The 19,494-nt window shown below is 55.6% G+C and carries 18 protein-coding genes, 2 tRNA genes, 1 rRNA gene and 1 other annotated feature; of the genes, 20 read left to right on the forward strand and 1 reads right to left on the reverse strand.

The window, feature by feature from the left end; genetic code table 11:
• The 4 genes from H6A20_RS10480 to H6A20_RS10495 all read left to right on the forward strand — a co-directional run.
• Positions 1–100, forward strand: a 23S ribosomal RNA gene (locus H6A20_RS10480); the annotation flags it as partial.
• Between the two features lie 156 nt (positions 101–256).
• A tRNA-Asn gene (locus H6A20_RS10485) sits at positions 257–329 on the forward strand.
• A gap of 158 nt (positions 330–487) precedes the next feature.
• Positions 488–1,264 carry an SDR family oxidoreductase gene (locus H6A20_RS10490; protein ID WP_204907081.1) on the forward strand — a complete coding sequence of 259 codons (777 nt, stop codon included), beginning with the start codon at positions 488–490 and terminating at the stop codon, positions 1,262–1,264.
• 20 nt (positions 1,265–1,284) lie between these two features.
• Positions 1,285–2,772 carry an AAA family ATPase gene (locus H6A20_RS10495; RefSeq protein ID WP_204907082.1) on the forward strand — a complete coding sequence of 496 codons (1,488 nt, stop codon included), beginning with the start codon at positions 1,285–1,287 and terminating at the stop codon, positions 2,770–2,772.
• Between the two features lie 93 nt (positions 2,773–2,865).
• Here the strand turns inward: H6A20_RS10495 and H6A20_RS10500 are convergent, their stop codons facing one another.
• On the reverse strand, positions 2,866–3,504 hold the full coding sequence (locus H6A20_RS10500) for an ECF transporter S component (RefSeq protein WP_204907083.1): 639 nt from the start codon (positions 3,502–3,504) through the stop codon (positions 2,866–2,868).
• A gap of 88 nt (positions 3,505–3,592) precedes the next feature.
• Between H6A20_RS10500 and coaBC the strand changes: the two genes are divergently transcribed.
• The 16 genes from coaBC to rpoB all read left to right on the forward strand — a co-directional run bounded on the left by coaBC (position 3,593) and on the right by rpoB (position 19,485).
• A complete protein-coding gene (gene coaBC / locus H6A20_RS10505) occupies positions 3,593–4,783 on the forward strand; it encodes a bifunctional phosphopantothenoylcysteine decarboxylase/phosphopantothenate--cysteine ligase CoaBC (protein WP_204907084.1) in 1,191 nt (396 codons plus the stop codon).
• A 62-nt stretch (positions 4,784–4,845) separates the two neighbouring features.
• Entirely contained in the window at positions 4,846–5,484 is a 639-nt protein-coding gene (locus tag H6A20_RS10510) for a lactate utilization protein (protein WP_204907085.1), read from the forward strand.
• Between the two features lie 68 nt (positions 5,485–5,552).
• Positions 5,553–5,624: transfer RNA gene (locus H6A20_RS10515), tRNA-Cys, on the forward strand.
• Between the two features lie 693 nt (positions 5,625–6,317).
• On the forward strand, positions 6,318–6,863 hold the full coding sequence (locus tag H6A20_RS10520; RefSeq protein WP_204907086.1) for a hypothetical protein: 546 nt from the start codon (positions 6,318–6,320) through the stop codon (positions 6,861–6,863).
• 12 nt (positions 6,864–6,875) lie between these two features.
• Entirely contained in the window at positions 6,876–7,391 is a 516-nt protein-coding gene (locus tag H6A20_RS10525) for a hypothetical protein (RefSeq protein WP_204907088.1), read from the forward strand.
• Positions 7,392–7,547: 156 nt separating this feature from the next.
• Positions 7,548–7,697: a 50S ribosomal protein L33 gene (gene rpmG / locus H6A20_RS10530; protein ID WP_044936001.1), complete on the forward strand. Its 150-nt coding sequence runs from the start codon at positions 7,548–7,550 to the stop codon at positions 7,695–7,697.
• Between the two features lie 23 nt (positions 7,698–7,720).
• A complete protein-coding gene (secE, locus tag H6A20_RS10535; protein ID WP_204907089.1) occupies positions 7,721–7,918 on the forward strand; it encodes a preprotein translocase subunit SecE in 198 nt (65 codons plus the stop codon).
• A 17-nt stretch (positions 7,919–7,935) separates the two neighbouring features.
• A complete protein-coding gene (nusG, locus tag H6A20_RS10540; protein WP_204907090.1) occupies positions 7,936–8,451 on the forward strand; it encodes a transcription termination/antitermination protein NusG in 516 nt (171 codons plus the stop codon).
• Positions 8,452–8,505: 54 nt separating this feature from the next.
• Positions 8,506–8,931, forward strand: coding sequence for a 50S ribosomal protein L11 (gene rplK, locus H6A20_RS10545; protein WP_204907091.1), 426 nt, complete (start codon positions 8,506–8,508; stop codon positions 8,929–8,931).
• A 73-nt stretch (positions 8,932–9,004) separates the two neighbouring features.
• Positions 9,005–9,697 carry a 50S ribosomal protein L1 gene (rplA, locus tag H6A20_RS10550; RefSeq protein WP_204907092.1) on the forward strand — a complete coding sequence of 231 codons (693 nt, stop codon included), beginning with the start codon at positions 9,005–9,007 and terminating at the stop codon, positions 9,695–9,697.
• Positions 9,698–9,886: 189 nt separating this feature from the next.
• Positions 9,887–10,408, forward strand: coding sequence for a MarR family winged helix-turn-helix transcriptional regulator (locus H6A20_RS10555; RefSeq protein ID WP_204907093.1), 522 nt, complete (start codon positions 9,887–9,889; stop codon positions 10,406–10,408).
• A complete protein-coding gene (locus tag H6A20_RS10560) occupies positions 10,371–12,104 on the forward strand; it encodes an ABC transporter ATP-binding protein (protein WP_204907094.1) in 1,734 nt (577 codons plus the stop codon). The genes H6A20_RS10555 and H6A20_RS10560 overlap by 38 nt, the downstream gene beginning before the upstream one ends.
• On the forward strand, positions 12,097–13,998 hold the full coding sequence (locus tag H6A20_RS10565; protein WP_204907095.1) for an ABC transporter ATP-binding protein: 1,902 nt from the start codon (positions 12,097–12,099) through the stop codon (positions 13,996–13,998). The genes H6A20_RS10560 and H6A20_RS10565 overlap by 8 nt, the downstream gene beginning before the upstream one ends.
• Positions 13,999–14,028: 30 nt before the next feature.
• Positions 14,029–14,172, forward strand: a sequence feature (ribosomal protein L10 leader region).
• Positions 14,173–14,208: 36 nt separating this feature from the next.
• A complete protein-coding gene (gene rplJ, locus H6A20_RS10570) occupies positions 14,209–14,784 on the forward strand; it encodes a 50S ribosomal protein L10 (protein ID WP_204907096.1) in 576 nt (191 codons plus the stop codon).
• Positions 14,785–14,872: 88 nt separating this feature from the next.
• Positions 14,873–15,250 carry a 50S ribosomal protein L7/L12 gene (rplL, locus tag H6A20_RS10575; RefSeq protein ID WP_204907097.1) on the forward strand — a complete coding sequence of 126 codons (378 nt, stop codon included), beginning with the start codon at positions 14,873–14,875 and terminating at the stop codon, positions 15,248–15,250.
• Between the two features lie 368 nt (positions 15,251–15,618).
• Positions 15,619–19,485 (forward strand): DNA-directed RNA polymerase subunit beta, encoded by a 3,867-nt coding sequence (rpoB, locus tag H6A20_RS10580; protein ID WP_204907098.1) that lies wholly within the window; start codon positions 15,619–15,621, stop codon positions 19,483–19,485.
• Positions 19,486–19,494 lie beyond the last annotated feature (9 nt).

Here is a 19,494-nt window from a genome sequence, read left to right on the forward strand (position 1 = left end):
GTAGTAAGACCCCTTGAAGACGACGAGGTAGATAGGGCAGAGGTGGAAGTGTGGTAACACATGGAGCTGACTGTTACTAATCGGTCGAGGGCATAACCGCAGAAGGTTCGGGGAGACGGATGAAGATTTCTTGTATGTGGTTTTGAAGGTACATGAAGAAAGAAGGTATCTGAAAAAGATCCCTTCTTTTTTTGTGCGATCTGCTTGAATTGTCCCGAAAGATGTGATAACATATCTTTGTTGTGAAAATAGATATTCCTCCTTAGCTCAGTCGGTAGAGCACTCGGCTGTTAACCGAGTTGTCGTTGGTTCGAGTCCAACAGGGGGAGCTGAAAAGCCCGTAAATGTAATGTTTACGGGCTTTAGCTTTGTAACGATCCAGCGCAGGATCCTTCAGGCCCGACAGGGGGAGGATATTTTTGGATTGACTCGCCTGCCGCGATTTAGGATAATAGATGTATCAAAAACAGCGGAAAGGAGACCGGTTATGGGAATCATCGAGAAAATGAGACTGGACGGGAAAAAAGGATTTGTGACAGGCGCGGCGCGGGGGATCGGCAAATGTACGGCGACCGCATTCGCGGAGGCGGGCGCAGATGTGGCTGTTGTGGATCTCGATTTTGAGGAGGCAAAAAAGACAGCCGCTGAGCTGGCGGAGAAGACCGGGAGAAAAGTCATTGCCATTCAGACCGACTGCACCAGCAAAGAAGAGGTCGACGCCATGGTAGAACAGGTCGTAAGGGAACTGGGCGGCCTGGATTTCTGTCACAACAATGCCGGCATCTGTATCAATGCGCCGGCGGAGGAAATGACATACGAGCAGTGGAAGAAAGTGATGGATATCAACCTGAACGGCATCTTCCTGACAGACATTGCCGCTGGGAAGTACATGCTGGCCCACGGCGGCGGGTCCATCATCAACACGGCGTCCATGTCCGCCCACATCGTGAACGTGCCGCAGCCCCAGTGCGCGTATAACGCGTCGAAGGCAGGTGTGATCCAGCTGACAAAATCGCTGGCCATTGAATGGGCGAAGCGGGGCGTCCGGGTGAACAGCATCAGCCCGGGCTATATCGGGACGGAGCTGACACTGAACTCACCCACGCTGATCCCCCTGATCGAGAAGTGGAATGCAATGGCGCCGCTTGGAAGGATGGGAAAGCCGGAGGAGCTGGAGTCCATCTGCGTATATCTGGCGGGAGACACAAGCAGCTTTACGACCGGTTCTGACTTTATTATTGACGGGGCCTTTACCTGCTTCTAGGCCGCCGGGAGGAGAAAAAAATGCCAGTATTTGATTTTAACGCCGCCCCGCCGCAGGAGGGCGGGCCGGTGTGCACCTATGAGATCTTCTATTCAAGCGCGCCGGAGGCAGACAGGGAGCACCCGATCCTTGTCCTTGACAACCGGGAAGGCAGGCTTGCGCACCACGCGGCCGGCGCCTTCACCAATCCGGTCAAGCGCACGGCCTTTGAGCTGAAAGGCGGGGAGGAAGACGGGGCGAGCGTGGACATCCTGCGGATCGACGCCCGGTTCGTCAGCCTCCTCAAATGGCTCGGGGAGAACCACATCAGCGTGCGGCTCTCCGGCGTGGATACGAAGGACGGCTATGCGGTCTACCGGATTCGGGAGACCGCCTTCGGCGGCGGGGAAAAACTGTCGGCGGAGGACGGGTTCCTGCAGTTCATGATCGGGCGTCTGCAGGCAGGCGAGGCGCCGCCGGAGCAGGGGACCGAGGAGGAGGACGATGAGACCGGGGACAGCATGAAGCTGACCAGCATCCAGAGCATCACGGACTTCCTCACCTGCGCCGGCAGGACGCTGCCGGATAACATCCGGCTCTGGGCCAGAAGGAACCTGGCGGTGGCCCGCTCCCACGAGGTGTCGGAGGAAGAGCGCAGGCACGCCCAGCGGGCCCTCTCCATCATGCTGAACATCCAGTGGAAGAGCAGCTATTTCCCGGCCGTCGACCCGCAGGAAGCGCGCCGGATCCTGGATGAGGAACTTTACGGGATGGAGCGGGTCAAGCAGCGGATCATCGAGACCGTGATCCAGATCAACCGCACCCACACGCTGCCGGCTTACGGCCTTCTGCTCGTGGGACCGGCCGGGACGGGCAAATCACAGATCGCCTACGCAGTGGCCCGGATCCTGCGGCTGCCCTGGACGACGCTGGATATGAGTTCCATCAACGATCCGGAGCAGCTTACCGGAAGCTCCCGGATCTATGCCAACGCCAAGCCCGGCATCATCATGGATGCTTTTGCCATGGCCGGGGAGTCCAGTCTTGTCTTCATCATCAACGAGCTGGACAAGGCGTCCGCGGGAAAGGGGAACGGCAACCCGGCGGACGTGCTGCTGACGCTTCTGGATAACCTGGGCTTTACGGACAACTACATCGAGTGCATGATCCCCACGGTGGGCGTGTACCCCATCGCCACAGCCAATGACAAGTCGCAGATCAGCGCGCCGCTCATGTCCCGGTTCGCAGTCATTGAGATCCCGGACTATACACCGCAGGAGAAGAAAGTGATCTTCTCCCGGTACGCGTTCCCCAAAGTGCTTAAAAGGATCGGCCTGCGGGCCGAGGAGTGCGCGCTTACGCAGGACGGCCTGGACGCGGTCATCGATCTGCACCGGCATACGAGCGGGATCCGGGATCTGGAGCAGGCGGCGGAGCACATCGCGGCCAACGCCCTCTATCGGATCGAGGCGGAGGGAGCCGGCAGGGTCGTGTTTGACGCGGAGATGGTTAAGGAGCTCCTTGGCTGATCTTCCGGATCCTTCGGATATAGCCGGGGCCGACAGAAAAAGAACAAAGAGAGAGCAAAAAAAGAGTTCCCATTGCGGAACTCTTTTTCGTGTCTATGTATAGGATATCATGACTTTCTTCATGAACCGGAGCAGGATCTTGCCAAGCGCCAGCACGAGCACGGCCGAGGCGACGGCCTCCGGGATGCCCGAGGCGGTGATGGTCCCCATGATCAGCCCCCACACGGCGGTGATGCCCACATTCTGGGCCTGGGCGTACTCCCTGGCAAAGAGCAGGTAGATGCTGCCCATGACGGTGCCGGTGTTGACCATGGCGCCCACGAACCCGGTAATGGGAAGGGCGATCGTCTGGTTCAGGCGGATCTTCTCAAACAGCTTCCACAGCCAGCCGGATGCAACGCCGATCAGGATCCGGCATCCGACCGAGATCCACAGCGCCTTCAGGACGCCGGGCAGGCCGGTGGTGCTAAGGAACGGCGAAAAGGCAAACGACAGAAGCGTCGGCGCCATGGTGTTGCTGACAAGGGAGCACAGCCCGAACACGCCGCCAAGAATGCCGCCGGCCAGAGGTCCCAGGAGCACGGCTCCGAGAATGACCGGGATGTGCACTGTTGTCGCCTTAATGATCGGAAGCTGGATCATGCCGAGCGGTGTGTTCGCAAGGACAATGACGATCGCTGCCATAAGTGCGACACAGACCATCCATCTGGTGTCACGTTTTTTTTCCTTCATTATTCAATTCCTCCTTGTTATCATTCCCGCTGTCGGGATATAATACAATTACGGTGGAAGTATAGCACGAAAGGAAGGAATTGACAATATGCTGAGAGGAAAGACGGTGATCCTCGGCGTGACAGGCGGGATCGCGGCATATAAGAGCGCGTATCTGACCAGCCTTCTTGTGAAGGCGGGGGCGGACGTGCAGGTGATCATGACGGAGCACGCCAGGGAGTTCATCTCCCCCCTGACCTTTGAGGGGCTGACGAACCAGAGGTGCCATACAGACACATTTGACCGGAATCACGAGTACAGCACGGAGCACATTTCCCTGGCCTCCCGCGCGGATGCGGTGATCATCGCCCCGGCCACGGCCAACGTGATCGCCAGACTGGCCTGCGGGATCGCGGACGATATGCTGACGACCACGGTGCTGGCATGCGACTGCCCGAAGATCATCGTTCCGGCCATGAACACGCGGATGTACGAGAACCCGGTGACGCAGGACAATATGGAGAAGCTGCGGGGCTACGGCATGACCGTGGTGGAGCCGGCAGCCGGGCGGCTGGCCTGCGGCGATGTGGGCAGGGGCAAGATGCCGGAGCCGGACGTGCTTTTCCAGTATGTGGAGATGGCCTGCGCCTTCCCGAAGGACATGGCAGGGAAAAAGGTCCTTGTGACAGCAGGGCCCACCCAGGAGAAGATCGATCCGGTGCGCTACATCACCAACCACTCCAGCGGGCGGATGGGCTACAGCATCGCGAAGATCTGCGCGCTGCGGGGGGCGGATGTGACGCTTGTGACCGGGCAGACGGCTCTGGAGCCGCCGCTCTTCGTGGAGGTGGTCCCCGTCGTGTCAGCCCGGGATATGTACGAGGCGGTGACAGCCCGCAGCGGGGAGATGGATATCATCATCAAGGCTGCAGCCGTGGCGGACTACCGGCCGGCCGTCACAAGCGACGAGAAGATCAAGAAGGCGGAGAAAGAGCTGGCTATCGCCATGGAGCGCACGGACGATATCCTCGGATACCTGGGCGCCCACAAGAAAGACGGGCAGTTCCTCTGCGGCTTCTCCATGGAGACGCAGAACATGCTGGAGAACTCCCGGGCCAAGCTCCGGAAGAAAAATCTGGACATGATCGTGGCCAACAACCTGAAAGTGGAGGGGGCCGGCTTCGGGACCGACACGAACGTGGTGACCATCATCACGCCGGAGACGGAGACGGAGCTTGCCATCATGAGCAAGGAGCAGGTGGCCGTGCGGCTGCTGGACGAGATCCTGGCAAGGCTGTAAACCGGGTATCCGGTCAGGCATAGATCCACAGACATATAATTATAGAAAGGAAGGGGATACATATGGATCCGAACAGAACAAAGAGAAACGAGATGGCCGCGCAGCGGGTGATCAAGGGACTTGAATCCAGGAACATGGAAGGGTACTATGCGGCTACGAAGGAGGAGGCGCTTGCCAAAGCGCTGGAACTCATCCCGGAAGGGAGCTCCATCGGCTGGGGCGGTTCCATGTCCATCAAGGAGATGGGGCTTATGGACGCAGTCTGTTCCGGCAACTACACCGTGTACAACCGGGACATCTGCAAGACGCCGGAGGAGAAGAGAAAGACCATGCTCCAGATCTTCGACACAGACTTTTTCCTGTGCAGCACCAACGCGATCACAGAGGACGGGGTGCTGGTCAACGTGGACGGCACGGCCAACCGCGTCTCCTGCATCTCCTGGGGACCCAGGAACGTGCTGATGATCGTGGGCATGAACAAAGTCGTGGCAGGCGTGGAGGACGCCGTGTCCAGGGCAAGGCATGAGGCGGCGCCCATCAACGCCCAGCGTTTCGGACTGGACACGCCCTGCTCAAAGACCGGGGTGTGCGCGAACTGCAAATCGCCCGACACCGTGTGCTGCCAGGTGCTCGTGACGCGCTATTCCAAGGAAAAAGGAAGGATCAAAGTGATCCTTGTGAACGAGGATATGGGATTTTAAAATTTCCCGTTGACGGGAGCGGATGAGTTTGCTATAATATCAGTGTTCCGCAAAAAACGGAACACTGCGGCGCAGTAGCCAAGTGGTAAGGCACAGGTCTGCAACACCTCGATTCACCGGTTCAAATCCGGTCTGCGCCTCTTAAAAGCCCCCGGAAAAGATATCTTTTCCGGGGCTTCTTTAACATCAGGGAATTGTTCGTATAATCTATAATCTATGAAGATTTTTGTCCAAAGTATCTGTCTTGCTTTTCCGTTCTATGAATTTTCCGAGGTTACTTAGTGTCGTATAGGTAAGTCAGCAAGCTAAAAGTTTCATTGCAACTTGCACTGTTTCAGATGTGCTGATACAATAAAAATATAATGAAACTTGCAGGAGGGTTTGCAGGGAGGCTGGCTATGCTTGAGTTTTTGAAATCAATATTTGGAGAGAATATTAAAGCTGCATCCTATGAATATCCGGTAGAGACACCAGTTTATATTCGGGATAATTACGATCTTCAGCTTTTGTTATGGGATAAATATAGTTGCGTATTGCTATCGCCGAATAGTCACTCGTGGCGTCTCCCGGCCTTGAAGAAACAGTTTGTCAATTTTTGCACTTTGTGCACCGTACCGTGTGCGTTGTATTTGGATGGCCTTACTGCGCAACAGCGTCGGAATCTAATTGAAAGCCGGATTCCTTTTATAGCAGAGTCGCAACAGGTTTATCTGCCTTTCTGGGGCTGCTTCTTTTATGAAAAATGTGTGCCCGCACCTGTGGTGGGGGAGTCTATGGCACCCGGGACCCAGCTTGTATTTCTTTACTTATACTATAATGTGCAAAACAGAAATATGAACCAGACCGATTTGTCAAAAAAACTCCGGCTTTCAAAAGCAACCTGCAGCAGAGCGATCAGAGATCTGGTTGGATTAGAAATCATAGCCATAAAAAAGGAAGGTACAAATAGTTGGGTCGTTCCTCGGTTTGATAAGCCGGAATTTCTAAGGAAGGCATATGCCAGGATGAAATCACCGGTAAAACGTGTTATCTATTTAAAAGGCGATCTAACAGGACTACAATTCCTTCAGAGTGGTGTAAAAGCACTTTCTTCTATATCAATGGTTGGCGCGAAGGAGTATGACAGGGGGCTTGCGGTCACCACAAGGACAGCACTGACAATTCCGGCAGAATATATCATATCAAAAAGGGAGTTTGAGGATTTTGGAGGATTGGCTGTCGAAGTATGGAATTATGATCCGGAGCTGCTTTCCGAGAATGGCCGGGTAGATGATATTTCCCTCCTGCTTAGTCTTGAAAATGATCCTGATGAAAGGATACAGATGGGACTGGATGAGATTAGGAAAAAACATGGACTTCCGATTAAAAATGATGAATGATAAGGAGCAGATATGATAAATGGAATGGATCTGTTTAGGGAACACTTTGCCGATTATAAAGACCAGTATACAATCATTGGTGGGTTTGCCTGTGATCTTCTTATGACAGACGCGGGGCTTGGTTTTAGGCAGACGGTAGATATTGATATGGTGATCATTATTGAGGCACTTACCACAGAATTTGCAGTTGCGTTCTGGTCTTTTATTGATGCTGGCGGGTATCCAATTCTGGATGCCGAGCATATTATCCCGCTTAAGATGAAGGCGTGGCTTGATCTTAGGAGTAAAAAGAGGCAGGGAATTCACGTTGACTCCAGAGATCTCCGTAAGCACCGACTGGATGTCTTCCGATTGTATCCACTTATCAGAGGAGAACAGAAGATATGTGCTCCGGCTTCTGTTATAGAGGACATCCAGGACTTCATCATGCAGATGAGGGAAATGGATATGCGGTTGTCGGATATTGGCATTTCCAGAACGAAAGAATCTATCCTTGACGTATACAGCAGACTCTATATAGTGGAATAAATGTGCTATAATACAGATAAGTCAGGCTTGACTTCCCTTGCGGCAGTATGGTATAGTATTGTGGCGATGGAAGCAGGTCTTTTTTTTATGCCTAAAAATAAGAAGAGACCGTCAGTAACAACGTGAACAGTAAGAAAGTGAAGCGAGGTGGAAGTTGTGCGTACAAGAATTACATTAGAATGTACAGAATGCAAGCAGCGTAACTACAACATGACGAAGGACAAGAAGGCACATCCGGAGCGCATGGAGACCAAGAAGTACTGCAGATTCTGCAAATCACACACATTGCACAAAGAGACAAAATAGTCGCTGGCAAAGGAGTGAATGTCGTGAATAAAGAAAAGACTCAGAAGAAGAGCTGGTTCAAGGGTCTAAGCGCAGAGTTCAAGAAGATCATCTGGCCAGACAAAGTGACACTTGCAAAGCAGACAGTAGCGGTTGTTTCCGTGTCCGTTGTGATGGGGATCATCATCGCGATCATCGATTTCCTGGCACAGCACGGCGTAGATTTCCTGGTAGGACTGTAAGCAAGAAAGGTGATTATATGTCAGAGGCAAAATGGTACGTTGTTCATACCTATTCCGGGTATGAGAACAAAGTGAAGGCCAACATTGACAAGACGGTGGAAAACCGGCATCTGGAGGAGCAGATCCTGGAGGTGCGCGTTCCCCTGGAGGACGTAGTGGAATCCAAGAACGGCGTGCAGAAGGTGACGCAGAAGAAGATGTTCCCCGGCTATGTGCTCATCCACATGATCATGAACGACGACACATGGTATGTGGTCCGCAACACAAGGGGCGTGACAGGGTTCGTGGGACCCGGATCCAAGCCGGTACCCCTCACAGACGAGGAGATGGCCCCGCTGGGCATCCGGCGTGAGAGCTACGCGGTCGACTACGAGGTGGGAGACGGCGTCAAGGTCATCGCCGGCGCATGGGCGGATACGGTGGGCGTTGTGCAGTCCATCAATGCCGCGAAGCAGAGCCTGACGATCAATGTTGAGCTGTTTGGCCGCGAAACGCCAGTAGAGATAAGTTTCGCTGAAGTGAAAAAATTGTAATCAGTAGTGGGAGGGACGAAGAAGTCCCGGCAATACCACAAGGAGGTAATGAAAATGGCAAAAAAAGTAGAAGGTTACATTAAATTACAGATTCCTGCCGGCAAGGCAACACCGGCTCCTCCGGTCGGACCTGCTCTTGGACAGCACGGTGTAAACATCGTTGAGTTCACAAAGCAGTTCAACGCGAGGACGGCTGACCAGGGAGATCTGATCATCCCTGTTGTAATCACCGTTTACAACGACAGAAGCTTCAGCTTCGTTACAAAGACACCTCCGGCAGCAGTCCTGATCAAGAAGGCCTGCAACCTGAAATCCGGATCCGGCACACCGAACAAGAAGAAGGTTGCCACGATCACGAAGGCTCAGCTTAAGGAGATCGCCGAGACAAAGATGCCCGACCTCAACGCTGCCAGCGTAGAGGCTGCCATGAGCATGATCGCGGGCACATGCAGGAGCATGGGTGTCACAGTAGAAGAGTAGGGCAGTCCATCATCAACAGGAACAGTAAGTGGGAGGGTTATCCCGACATTACCACAAGGAGGTATTTTTTAAAATGAAAAGAGGAAAGAAATATACAGAAGCTGCAAAGGTCATCGAGAGAGGAACACTCTACGACAGAGACGAGGCTATCTCTTTAGTAAAGAAGACAGCAGTAGCAAAATTCGATGAGACCATCGAGGCTCACATCAGAACAGGCTGTGACGGACGTCACGCTGACCAGCAGATCCGCGGCGCGGTCGTACTGCCCCACGGAACAGGCAAGAAGGTCCGCATCCTCGTGTTCGCGAAGGACGCCAAGGCTGAGGAGGCCAAGGCGGCAGGTGCTGACTACGTAGGAGGCGACGAGCTGATCCCGAAGATCCAGAACGAGAACTGGTTTGAGTTCGATGTTGTTGTAGCTACACCGGATATGATGGGTATCGTAGGACGTCTCGGACGCGTGCTCGGCCCCAAGGGTCTCATGCCGAACCCGAAGGCCGGTACGGTAACCATGGACGTGACAAAGGCGATCCAGGACATCAAAGCCGGTAAGATCGAGTACAGACTCGACAAGACAAACATTATCCACGTGCCGATCGGTAAGGCTTCCTTCACCGAGGAGCAGCTTGCAGACAACTTCCAGACGCTTATTGATGCAGTCAACAAGGCCAGACCGGCAGCAGTAAAGGGTCAGTTCTTAAAGAGCGTGACACTTACTTCCACAATGGGACCTGGCGTGAAGCTCAACCCGGTAAAACTGGTGTAAGCTTCTTCGCATCATACATGAAAAACCCCGGGATCATGGGAAACCATGGCCCGGGGTTTTTTGTCCTTTTGTTTCACATGTTTTTCACAAAATTCCCGTTGACAATGGGCGGGAAAAGCATATAATATAATGTTAGTTCCCGAATTGTTAGTTCCCGAACTACAGAAAAATACGGAAAGGGATGAAGTCATGGGCGATGACGCAGGCAAGTGGATCAACCGTGTCTCCCACCAGTTAAAGCGGCAGATGTGCTGCCAGGATCAGGATCCCGGGCAGGACGATCTCACGAACATGCAGAAGTTGATTCTGCATTTTATTTTGTTGGAGACCATGAACGGGGATCTCTACCAGAGAGACATCGAGCGGGAGTTCAAGGTGCGCAGGTCCACGGCGACGGGGATCCTCCAGCTCCTGGAGAAGAAAGCCTACATTTACCGGGAGGCGGTGAAGGAGGATGCCAGGCTGAAGCGGATCGTGCCCACGAGGCGGGCGCTGGAGCTGCGGGAGCCGCTGCTTACGAACATCCGCAGGCGGGAGGACCTCATCAGAAGGGGGATCCCGGACGACGACATGGAGGTGTTCGTGCGCGTGCTCAGGCAGATGTCGGCGAACCTGTCCTCCTGGGAAGAACAGAAGGAATCTGAGAAAAGTAAGGAAGGAAAGGAAGAAGCAGATGAACAGGAAACTACTGAAATCTGTGCGGGAGTATAAGAAGCAGGCCATTCTGGCGCCGGTCCTTGTGACGCTGGAAGTGCTGCTGGAAGTGCTGATCCCGCTCCTGATGGCGAACATCATCGACATCGGGATCATGCAGGGCGATATGAATTACATCATCAAGACGGGGCTGCTCCTCGTCCTCATGGCCATGGTGTCCCTGGCCTTCGGCGCGAAGGCCGGACAGGTGGCGGCGGTGGCGGGAGCCGGTTACGCCAAGAACCTGCGCCACGATATCTTTTACAAAATACAGGACTTTTCGTTTGGAAACATTGACCATTTCTCCACGTCCAGCCTTGTGACGAGGCTGACGACGGACATCACCAATGTGCAGATGGCGTTCATGTTCAGCATCCGCATGCTGGCCAGGGCTCCCATCATGGTGGTGCTGTCCTGGATCATGACGGCGACCATCAACCTGAAGATCGCCTTCCTCATGCTGGTGACGATCCCCATCCTGGGCGGCATCCTGATCCTGATCGCCAAGAAGGCGCACCCCCATTTCATCGCCGTGTTCGACGAGTACGACGTGCTGAACAACACGGTGCAGGAGAATGTAAACGCGGCCAGGGTGGTGAAGGCCTATGTCCGGGAGGAGCATGAGAACGAGAAGTTCCACAAGATCTCAAAGAAGGTCTTCGACCTCTTCACAAAGGCGGAGATGATCGTCGCCTGGAACGCGCCCACCATGAACTTCGTCATGTACACGGTCGTGCTGCTGATCGTGCTCATGGGCGGCGAGGACATCGTGCTCGGCACCATGATGACCGGCGAGCTGACCAGCATCATGGTCTACGCCATGCAGATCCTCATGTCCCTGATGATGGTGTCCTTCGTGTTCGTCATGATCATGATCGCGGAGGCGTCCTCCGACCGTATCCGCGAGGTGCTGGAGGAAGTGCCGGAGATGGAGGACTGCGAGGACGCGCTCACCGAGGTGGCGAACGGGGATATCGATTTCGAGCACGTGGACTTCAGCTACGCGGGCGAGGACGGCAACCTGTCCCTGAAAGACGTCAGCCTTCATATTAAGAGCGGCCAGGTGGTCGGCATCATCGGCGGCACCGGAAGCGCCAAGTCCACGCTCGTGCAGCTCATCCCCAGGCTCTATGACGTGACCAGGGGCTGCGTGAAGGTGGGCGGACAGGACGTGCGCAGGTACAGCCTGGAGAAGCTCCGGGACCAGGTGTCCATGGTGCTTCAGAAGAACGTGCTCTTCACCGGCAGCATCTACGAGAACATCCGCTGGGGCGACGAGAACGCCAGCAACGAGGAGGTCCGCAGAGTCTGTCAGCTGGCCCAGGCGGACGGGTTTATCAATGAATTCCCGGCCGGCTACAACACCATGATCGTGGAGGGCGGCAACAACGTGTCCGGCGGACAGAAGCAGAGGCTCTGCATCGCCCGGGCGCTTCTCAAGAAACCGAAGATCCTGATCCTGGACGATTCCACCAGCGCGGTGGACACCCGGACAGACGCCCTGATCCGCAAGGCGTTCCGGGAGGAGATCCCGGATACGACGAAGATCATCATCGCCCAGCGCATCTCCTCCGTGGAGGACGCGGACATGATCATCGTCATGGACAACGGAAAAATCGACGGCATCGGCACGTCTGAGGAACTGCTGAAGACGAACGCCATTTACCGGGAAGTATATGAATCACAGGTGAAAGGAGGGGCTGAGGATGAGTAAGGAAGCAGGCAGAGGCGGAAAGCCGAAGGTTACCAAGAATACGATCCGGACAGCAAAGCGGCTGCTGGGCTACGTGACAGGCACCTACAAGGTGCAGTTCGTCTGCGTGCTCATCTGCATCCTGGTGAGCTCCGTGGCGAGCATCTCCGTGTCCCTGTCCCTGAAGTATCTGCTGGACGACTTCATCATCCCGCTGATCGGGCACCGGGATCCGGATTTCTCCGAGCTCTACACGGCCCTCACCGTGCTGGGATCCATCTTCCTGTGCGGCGTGCTGGCCACCTTCTGCTACACAAGGCTGATGGTCGTGATCGGCCAGGGCGTGTTAAAGCGGGTCCGTGACGAGATGTTCGAGCACATGCAGACCCTGCCGATCCGCTATTTTGACCAGAACACGAACGGCTCCATCATGAGCCTTTACACAAACGATACGGACACCCTGCGGCAGATGATCAACCAGTCCATCCCCCAGGTGCTGATGTCCGCGCTGATGATCGTGGTCACCTTCATCTCCATGCTGGTGCTGAGCCCGATCCTCACAGCCCTGGCCGTGCTGGTGATCCTTCTCATGATCGCCGTGTCCAGGTTCATCGGCGGCAACAGCGGGAAATATTTCATCCGGCAGCAGCTGGACCTGGCGAGCATCACCGGATTTGTGGAGGAGCGCATGAACGGCCAGCGCGTCGTGAAGGTCTTCAACCACGAGAAAAAGTCCGAGGAGGAGTTTGACGTCCTCAATGAGAAACTGTTCGAGAGCTCGGGCAACGCCCACACCTTCGCCAGCATCATGGGGCCTGTCATCGGAAACATCGGCAACCTGCAGTTCGTGCTGACCGCCGTGCTGGGAGGCTTTCTCTCTGTCATGGGCATCGGCAACATCACCCTGGGCGTCATGGCCTCCTACCTGCAGTTCACGAAGAGCTTCACCCAGCCCTTCATGCAGGTGGCCCAGCAGTTCAACTCCATCATCATGGCCCTTGCGGGCGCGGAGCGCATTTTCAATATGATGGATGAGGAGCCGGAGGTGGACGAAGGCTATGTGACCCTTGTGAACGCCCGGAGGAAAGAGGACGGCACCCTCGAGGAGTGCAAGGAGCGCACCGGCCTGTGGGCCTGGAAGCACCCGCACCAGGCGGACGGCACCGTCACCTACACAGAGCTGAAGGGCGACGTGCGGTTCTTCGACATGTCCTTCGGCTATGAGCCGGACCACATGGTGCTCTACGACCTGACCCTCTACGCGAAGCCGGGACAGAAGCTGGCGTTCGTGGGATCCACGGGCGCGGGCAAGACGACCATCACGAACCTCATCAACCGGTTCTACGATGTGCAGGACGGCAAGATCCGCTACGACGGCATCAACATCAACAAGATCAGGAAGGCGGACCTGCGTCACTCCCTGGGCATCGTGCTCCAGGACACCCACCTGTTTACGGGCACCATCATGGACAATATCCGTTACGGGAAGCTGGACGCCACAGACGAGGAAGTGTACAACGCGGCGAAGCTGGCCCATGCGGACGGCTTCATCCAGATGCTGCCCCAGGGCTATGACACCATGCTGACAAGCGACGGCGAGGAGCTCTCCCAGGGTCAGCGGCAGCTTTTGGCCATCGCCAGGGCGGCCGTGGCGGACCCGCCGGTCCTCATCCTGGACGAGGCCACATCCAGCATCGACACCCGGACCGAGAGCATCGTGCAGCAGGGTATGGATAACCTGATGAAGGGCAGGACCGTGTTTGTCATCGCCCACAGGCTCTCCACCATCCGCAACAGCGACGCCATCATGGTGCTGGAGCACGGGCGCATCATCGAGCGGGGCGACCACGAGGACCTGATCGCCCAGAGAGGCACGTACTACCAGCTATACACAGGAAAGCTGGAACTGTCGTAAAAAACTGTTGACAGCAATCCGGGATTGTGCTAATTTATTATAGGACTGCCGAAGACAGCAGGTGCTGAAAAGCATAAGTATGGAAACGCCTGCCGAGGAAGAACAGATACAATACATTGCGTATGATTTTCTGAACCTCTGTGTCTTTGGACGCAGAGGTTTTTTATCGGCGGTGCAAAAACCAAAATCTAACAAGGAGGTGCACCATTCGTGGCAAAAGTTGAGTTAAAACAGCCTATCGTTCAGGCCATCGTGGATGATATCACAGGCGCTCAGTCCGTTGTGCTGGTAGACTACCGCGGACTGACTGTTGCGCAGGACACAGAGCTGCGTAAGCAGTTAAGAGAAGCCGGCATCATCTACAAGGTCTGCAAGAACACAATGATGAAGAGAGCTTTTGAAGGAACAGAGTTCGCAGCTCTGGAGGAGCATCTGGAAGGCCCCAGCGCCATCGCGATCTCCAAGGACGACGCTACGGCTCCGGCAAGGATCCTCTGCAAGTTCGCCAAGGACGCGAAAGCTCTTGAGTTAAAAGGCGGCGTAGTGGAAGGAACTGCATACGATGTGGCCGCGCTCACAGAGCTGGCTAAGATTCCTTCAAGAGAAGAACTTCTCTCCAGACTGCTTGGAAGCATGCAGTCACCGATCGCAAACTTTGCCCGCGTTATCAAGCAGATCGCGGAGCAGGGTGGAGAGGCCGCTCCTGCACAGGAGAGCACAGAGGCTCCGGCCGAGGAAGCTCCCGCAGCAGAGGCAGAAGCTCCGGCAGAGACTCCTGCCGAGTAATGATTTCCGCGCTGCGTGACAGCGGCAGGAAACAGGAAAAAATACTATTATATGAAAAGAAAAAAGAAATTGAATGGAGGACAATGAAATGGCTAAGTTAACAACAGCTGAGATGATCGAAGCGATCAAAGAGTTATCCGTATTAGAGTTAAACGAGTTAGTTAAGGCTTGTGAGGAAGAGTTCGGCGTATCTGCAGCAGCAGGCGTTGTGGTTGCAGCAGCAGCTGGCGACGGCGCACCGGCAGCAGAGGAGAAGGATGAGTTCGATGTAGAGCTCGTATCCGCCGGCGCATCCAAGGTTAAGGTTATCAAGGCCGTACGTGAGATCACAGGTCTTGGCCTGAAGGAAGCCAAAGAGCTTGTTGACGGCGCACCGAAGGTTGTAAAAGAGGGCGTTTCCAAGGCTGAGGCTGAGGAGATCAAGACAAAGCTTGAGGCTGAGGGCGCTGAGGTTAACCTGAAATAATCCAACCTCAAACAGACAGCAGAAGGCACAGGCCGCCCGCGGGACTTCATATGATGAAGCCCGCAGGCGGCCTTTTGTTTTTGTTGTGCGCAAAATTATGCGGGATGATACACAATTACACGGGGGTTGATGCAATTCCGGACGTAACACTTTTTAAAAGTGTTACGTCCGGAATTGCATCCGGCAGGAATTGCATCCGGCATCAAAAAGTTCTTGACACGGCCAATCCTCTTGTTGTATTATATACGGTGCATCATTGTGAAATACTGTGTCATAATTCATGGCACGAGAGCTCGGAATTCAAGTAAAAACAGGGGTTTTTCGCAATGCCTGGCCCCACAAAAAATAAACGAGGAGTGAAACGTCATATGGAGAAAAACAGAATTCGTCCTATCAAAAGTGGAAAAAATTCGCGCATGAGTTATTCCAGACAAAAAGAAGTGCTTCAGATGCCCAATCTGATCGAAGTCCAGAAAGACTCCTATCAGTGGTTCCTTGACGAGGGATTAAAGGAAGTATTTGATGACATTTCTCCGATCACTGACTACAGCGGTCACCTCAGCCTGGAGTTCGTGGATTTTACCCTGTGCGAGAAAGACGTCAAGTACTCGATCGAGGAGTGTAAAGAGCGCGACGCCACATACGCGGCCCCGCTGAAAGTGCGCGTAAGACTCCACAACAAGGAGACCGACGAGATCAACGAGCACGAGATCTTCATGGGAGATCTGCCGCTCATGACAGCGACCGGCACCTTTGTCATCAACGGTGCGGAGCGTGTCATCGTAAGCCAGCTCGTCCGCTCCCCCGGCATCTACTATGCCATCGCCCACGACAAACTGGGCAAAAAACTGTTTTCCTCCACTGTCATTCCCAACCGCGGCGCGTGGCTGGAATACGAGACAGACTCCAATGACGTTTTCTATGTGCGCGTAGACAGGACAAGAAAGGTGCCGATCACCGTGCTGATCCGCGCCCTCGGCATCGGGACAAACCCGGAGATCCTCGAGCTGTTCGGGGAGGAGCCGAAGATCCTGGCAAGCTTTGAGAAGGATGCTGCGACCAACTACCAGGAAGGACTTCTGGAGCTGTACAAGAAGATCCGTCCCGGCGAGCCGCTGGCCGTGGACAGCGCGGAGAGCCTGATCACAAGCATGTTCTTCGACCCCAGGCGCTACGACCTGGCGAAAGTCGGACGCTATAAATTCAATAAAAAACTGATGCTCAGGAACCGCATCGCAGGCCATGTGCTGGCCGAGGACGCAGTGAGCCCGCTCACCGGCGAGGTGATCGCAAAGGCAGGCACAAAGCTTACGCGGGAAATGGCGGACGCCATCCAGAACGCGGCCATCCCGTACGTGTGGATCGAGCGCCCGGAGGAGGAGAAGAAGGTAAAAGTCCTCTCCAACATGATGGTGGACCTTGCGTCCATCGTGGACATCGACCCGAAGGAAGTAGGCGTGACAGAGCTCGTGTACTACCCGGTGCTGTCAGGCATTATCGACGAGTGTGCCGGCGACATCGAGGAGATGAAGAGCGCCATCCGCAGGGACATCCACGACCTGATCCCGAAGCACATCACGAAGGAAGACATCCTGGCTTCCATCAACTATAACATCCATCTGGAGTACGGCCTCGGCAACGACGACGACATCGACCACCTTGGCAACCGCCGCATCCGCGCCGTGGGCGAGCTTCTCCAGAACCAGTACCGCATCGGCCTCTCCCGCCTGGAGAGAGTGGTGCGCGAGAGAATGACCACACAGGACCTGGAGGGGATCTCCCCCCAGTCCCTGATCAACATCAAACCCGTGACCGCGGCAGTGAAGGAATTCTTCGGATCCTCCCAGCTGTCCCAGTTCATGGACCAGAACAACCCGCTGGGCGAGCTGACCCACAAGAGACGTCTCTCCGCCCTGGGCCCCGGCGGTCTGTCCAGAGACCGCGCCGGATTCGAGGTCCGCGACGTACATTACTCCCACTACGGAAGAATGTGCCCCATCGAGACCCCTGAGGGACCGAACATCGGACTGATCAACTCCCTGGCGTGCTACGCGAGGATCAACCAGTACGGCTTCGTGGAGGCCCCCTACAGGAAAGTAGACAAATCCGACCCGAAGAACCCGCGGGTTACCGACGAAGTCGTATACATGACGGCGGACGAGGAAGACAATTACCATGTAGCGCAGGCAAACACGCCCCTGGACGCGGAAGGACACTTCGTCCATAAAAACGTGTCCGGCCGTTACCGGGAGGAGACCCAGGAGTACGAGCGCTCCATGTTCGACTACATGGACGTATCCCCGAAAATGGTGTTCTCCGTGGCCACAGCCCTGATCCCGTTCCTGCAGAACGACGACGCCAACCGCGCCCTGATGGGCTCCAACATGCAGCGCCAGGCCGTGCCGCTCCTCATGACAGAGGCGCCGGTCGTCGGCACAGGCATGGAGGAGAAGGCAGCCGTTGACTCCGGCGTGTGCGTAGTCGCCGAGGAAGGCGGCGTGGTAGAGCGCTCCACTTCCAGCGAGATCACGATCCGCCAGGACGACGGCGCCCTGAAAAAATACAAGCTGACGAAATTCCTGCGCAGCAACCAGAGCAACTGCTACAACCAGCGGCCCATCGTCTTCAAGGGCGACCGGGTGGAGAAAGGCGACGTCATCGCGGACGGCCCCTCCACATCCGGCGGTGAGATGGCCCTGGGCAAGAACCCCCTCATCGGCTTCATGACATGGGAGGGCTACAACTACGAGGACGCGGTCCTCTTGAGCGAGCGGCTTGTGCAGGACGACGTGTACACATCCATTCATATAGAAGAGTATGAGGCGGAGGCCCGCGACACGAAGCTGGGACCCGAGGAGATCACAAGGGATATCCCGGGTGTGGGCGACGACGCCCTCAAGGACCTGGACGAGCGCGGTATTGTCCGCATCGGCGCAGAAGTGCGCGCAGGCGATATCCTCGTAGGTAAAGTGACGCCCAAGGGCGAGACAGAGCTGACAGCAGAGGAGAGGCTCCTGCGGGCCATCTTCGGCGAGAAGGCGAGAGAAGTAAGAGACACATCCCTGAAAGTGCCCCACGGCGAGTATGGTATCGTGGTGGACGCCAAAGTGTTCACAAGAGAGAACGGCGACGAGCTCTCACCCGGCGTCAACCAGGCCGTGCGCATCTACATTGCCCAGAAGAGAAAGATCTCCGTGGGCGACAAGATGGCCGGACGTCACGGAAACAAAGGTGTCGTATCCCGCGTGCTCCCGGTGGAGGATATGCCGTTCCTGCCGAACGGACGTCCCCTTGACATCGTGCTGAACCCGCTGGGCGTGCCGTCCCGAATGAACATCGGGCAGGTGCTTGAGATCCATCTGTCCCTGGCTGCCAAGGCCCTCGGCTTCAACATCGCCACGCCCGTATTCGACGGCGCGGACGAGAACGACATCATGGACACGCTGGACCTGGCAAACGACTACGTGAACTTAAGCTGGGAAGAATTTGAAGCAAAGCATAAAGACGAACTGCTGCCGGAGGTGCTCCAGTACCTGTCCGACAACAGGGAACACAGAAAACTGTGGAAGGGCGTTCCCATCTCCAGGGACGGAAAAGTGCGCCTGCGCGACGGACGCACCGGCGAGTTCTTCGACAGTCCGGTCACCATCGGACACATGCACTACCTGAAGCTCCACCACCTGGTAGACGACAAGATCCATGCCCGCTCCACAGGCCCGTACTCACTTGTGACGCAGCAGCCGCTGGGAGGAAAAGCCCAGTTCGGCGGACAGCGTTTCGGAGAGATGGAGGTGTGGGCGCTGGAGGCATACGGCGCATCCTACACCCTGCAGGAGATCCTGACCGTCAAATCCGACGACGTGGTGGGACGTGTGAAGACCTACGAGGCCATCATCAAAGGGGAGAACATTCCGGAGCCCGGTATTCCGGAGGCCTTCAAGGTGCTGCTCAAAGAGCTGCAGTCCCTGGCACTCGACGTCCGCGTGCTGCGCGCTGACAACACAGAGGTGGAGATCCTGGAGACAGTCGACATGGGCGAGACGGACTTCCGCTCCCTCATGAACGAGGACAGGAAATACCGCCGCGATGAGGAAAATCTGGGAGACCACGGATACACGGCGCAGGAATTCCAGGGAGAAGAACTCGTGGATGTAGACGAGCCCGAGGCGGAGGACGACTACAGCGACGATTTTGGAATCGAGTTTGACGAAGTATCTGACGACGAAGAATTTTAGGAAGGGGTG

Origin of the sequence: Mordavella massiliensis (genome assembly GCF_016901695.1) — a bacterium.
Classification (GTDB): Bacteria; Bacillota; Clostridia; order Lachnospirales; family Lachnospiraceae; genus Claveliimonas; species Claveliimonas massiliensis_A.

Bases quoted from the DNA above. Each gene is read 5' to 3' on its own strand.
- H6A20_RS10490 (WP_204907081.1), top strand. From the start codon at position 488: ATGGGAATCATCGAGAAAATGAGACTGGACGGGAAAAAAGGATTTGTG.
- H6A20_RS10495 (WP_204907082.1), top strand. From the start codon at position 1,285: ATGCCAGTATTTGATTTTAACGCCGCCCCGCCGCAGGAGGGCGGGCCG.
- H6A20_RS10500 (WP_204907083.1), bottom strand. From the start codon at position 3,504: ATGAAGGAAAAAAAACGTGACACCAGATGGATGGTCTGTGTCGCACTT.
- coaBC (WP_204907084.1), top strand. From the start codon at position 3,593: ATGCTGAGAGGAAAGACGGTGATCCTCGGCGTGACAGGCGGGATCGCG.
- H6A20_RS10510 (WP_204907085.1), top strand. From the start codon at position 4,846: ATGGATCCGAACAGAACAAAGAGAAACGAGATGGCCGCGCAGCGGGTG.
- H6A20_RS10520 (WP_204907086.1), top strand. From the start codon at position 6,318: ATGAACCAGACCGATTTGTCAAAAAAACTCCGGCTTTCAAAAGCAACC.
- H6A20_RS10525 (WP_204907088.1), top strand. From the start codon at position 6,876: ATGATAAATGGAATGGATCTGTTTAGGGAACACTTTGCCGATTATAAA.
- nusG (WP_204907090.1), top strand. From the start codon at position 7,936: ATGTCAGAGGCAAAATGGTACGTTGTTCATACCTATTCCGGGTATGAG.
- rplK (WP_204907091.1), top strand. From the start codon at position 8,506: ATGGCAAAAAAAGTAGAAGGTTACATTAAATTACAGATTCCTGCCGGC.
- rplA (WP_204907092.1), top strand. From the start codon at position 9,005: ATGAAAAGAGGAAAGAAATATACAGAAGCTGCAAAGGTCATCGAGAGA.
- H6A20_RS10555 (WP_204907093.1), top strand. From the start codon at position 9,887: ATGGGCGATGACGCAGGCAAGTGGATCAACCGTGTCTCCCACCAGTTA.
- H6A20_RS10560 (WP_204907094.1), top strand. From the start codon at position 10,371: ATGAACAGGAAACTACTGAAATCTGTGCGGGAGTATAAGAAGCAGGCC.
- H6A20_RS10565 (WP_204907095.1), top strand. From the start codon at position 12,097: ATGAGTAAGGAAGCAGGCAGAGGCGGAAAGCCGAAGGTTACCAAGAAT.
- rplL (WP_204907097.1), top strand. From the start codon at position 14,873: ATGGCTAAGTTAACAACAGCTGAGATGATCGAAGCGATCAAAGAGTTA.
- rpoB (WP_204907098.1), top strand. From the start codon at position 15,619: ATGGAGAAAAACAGAATTCGTCCTATCAAAAGTGGAAAAAATTCGCGC.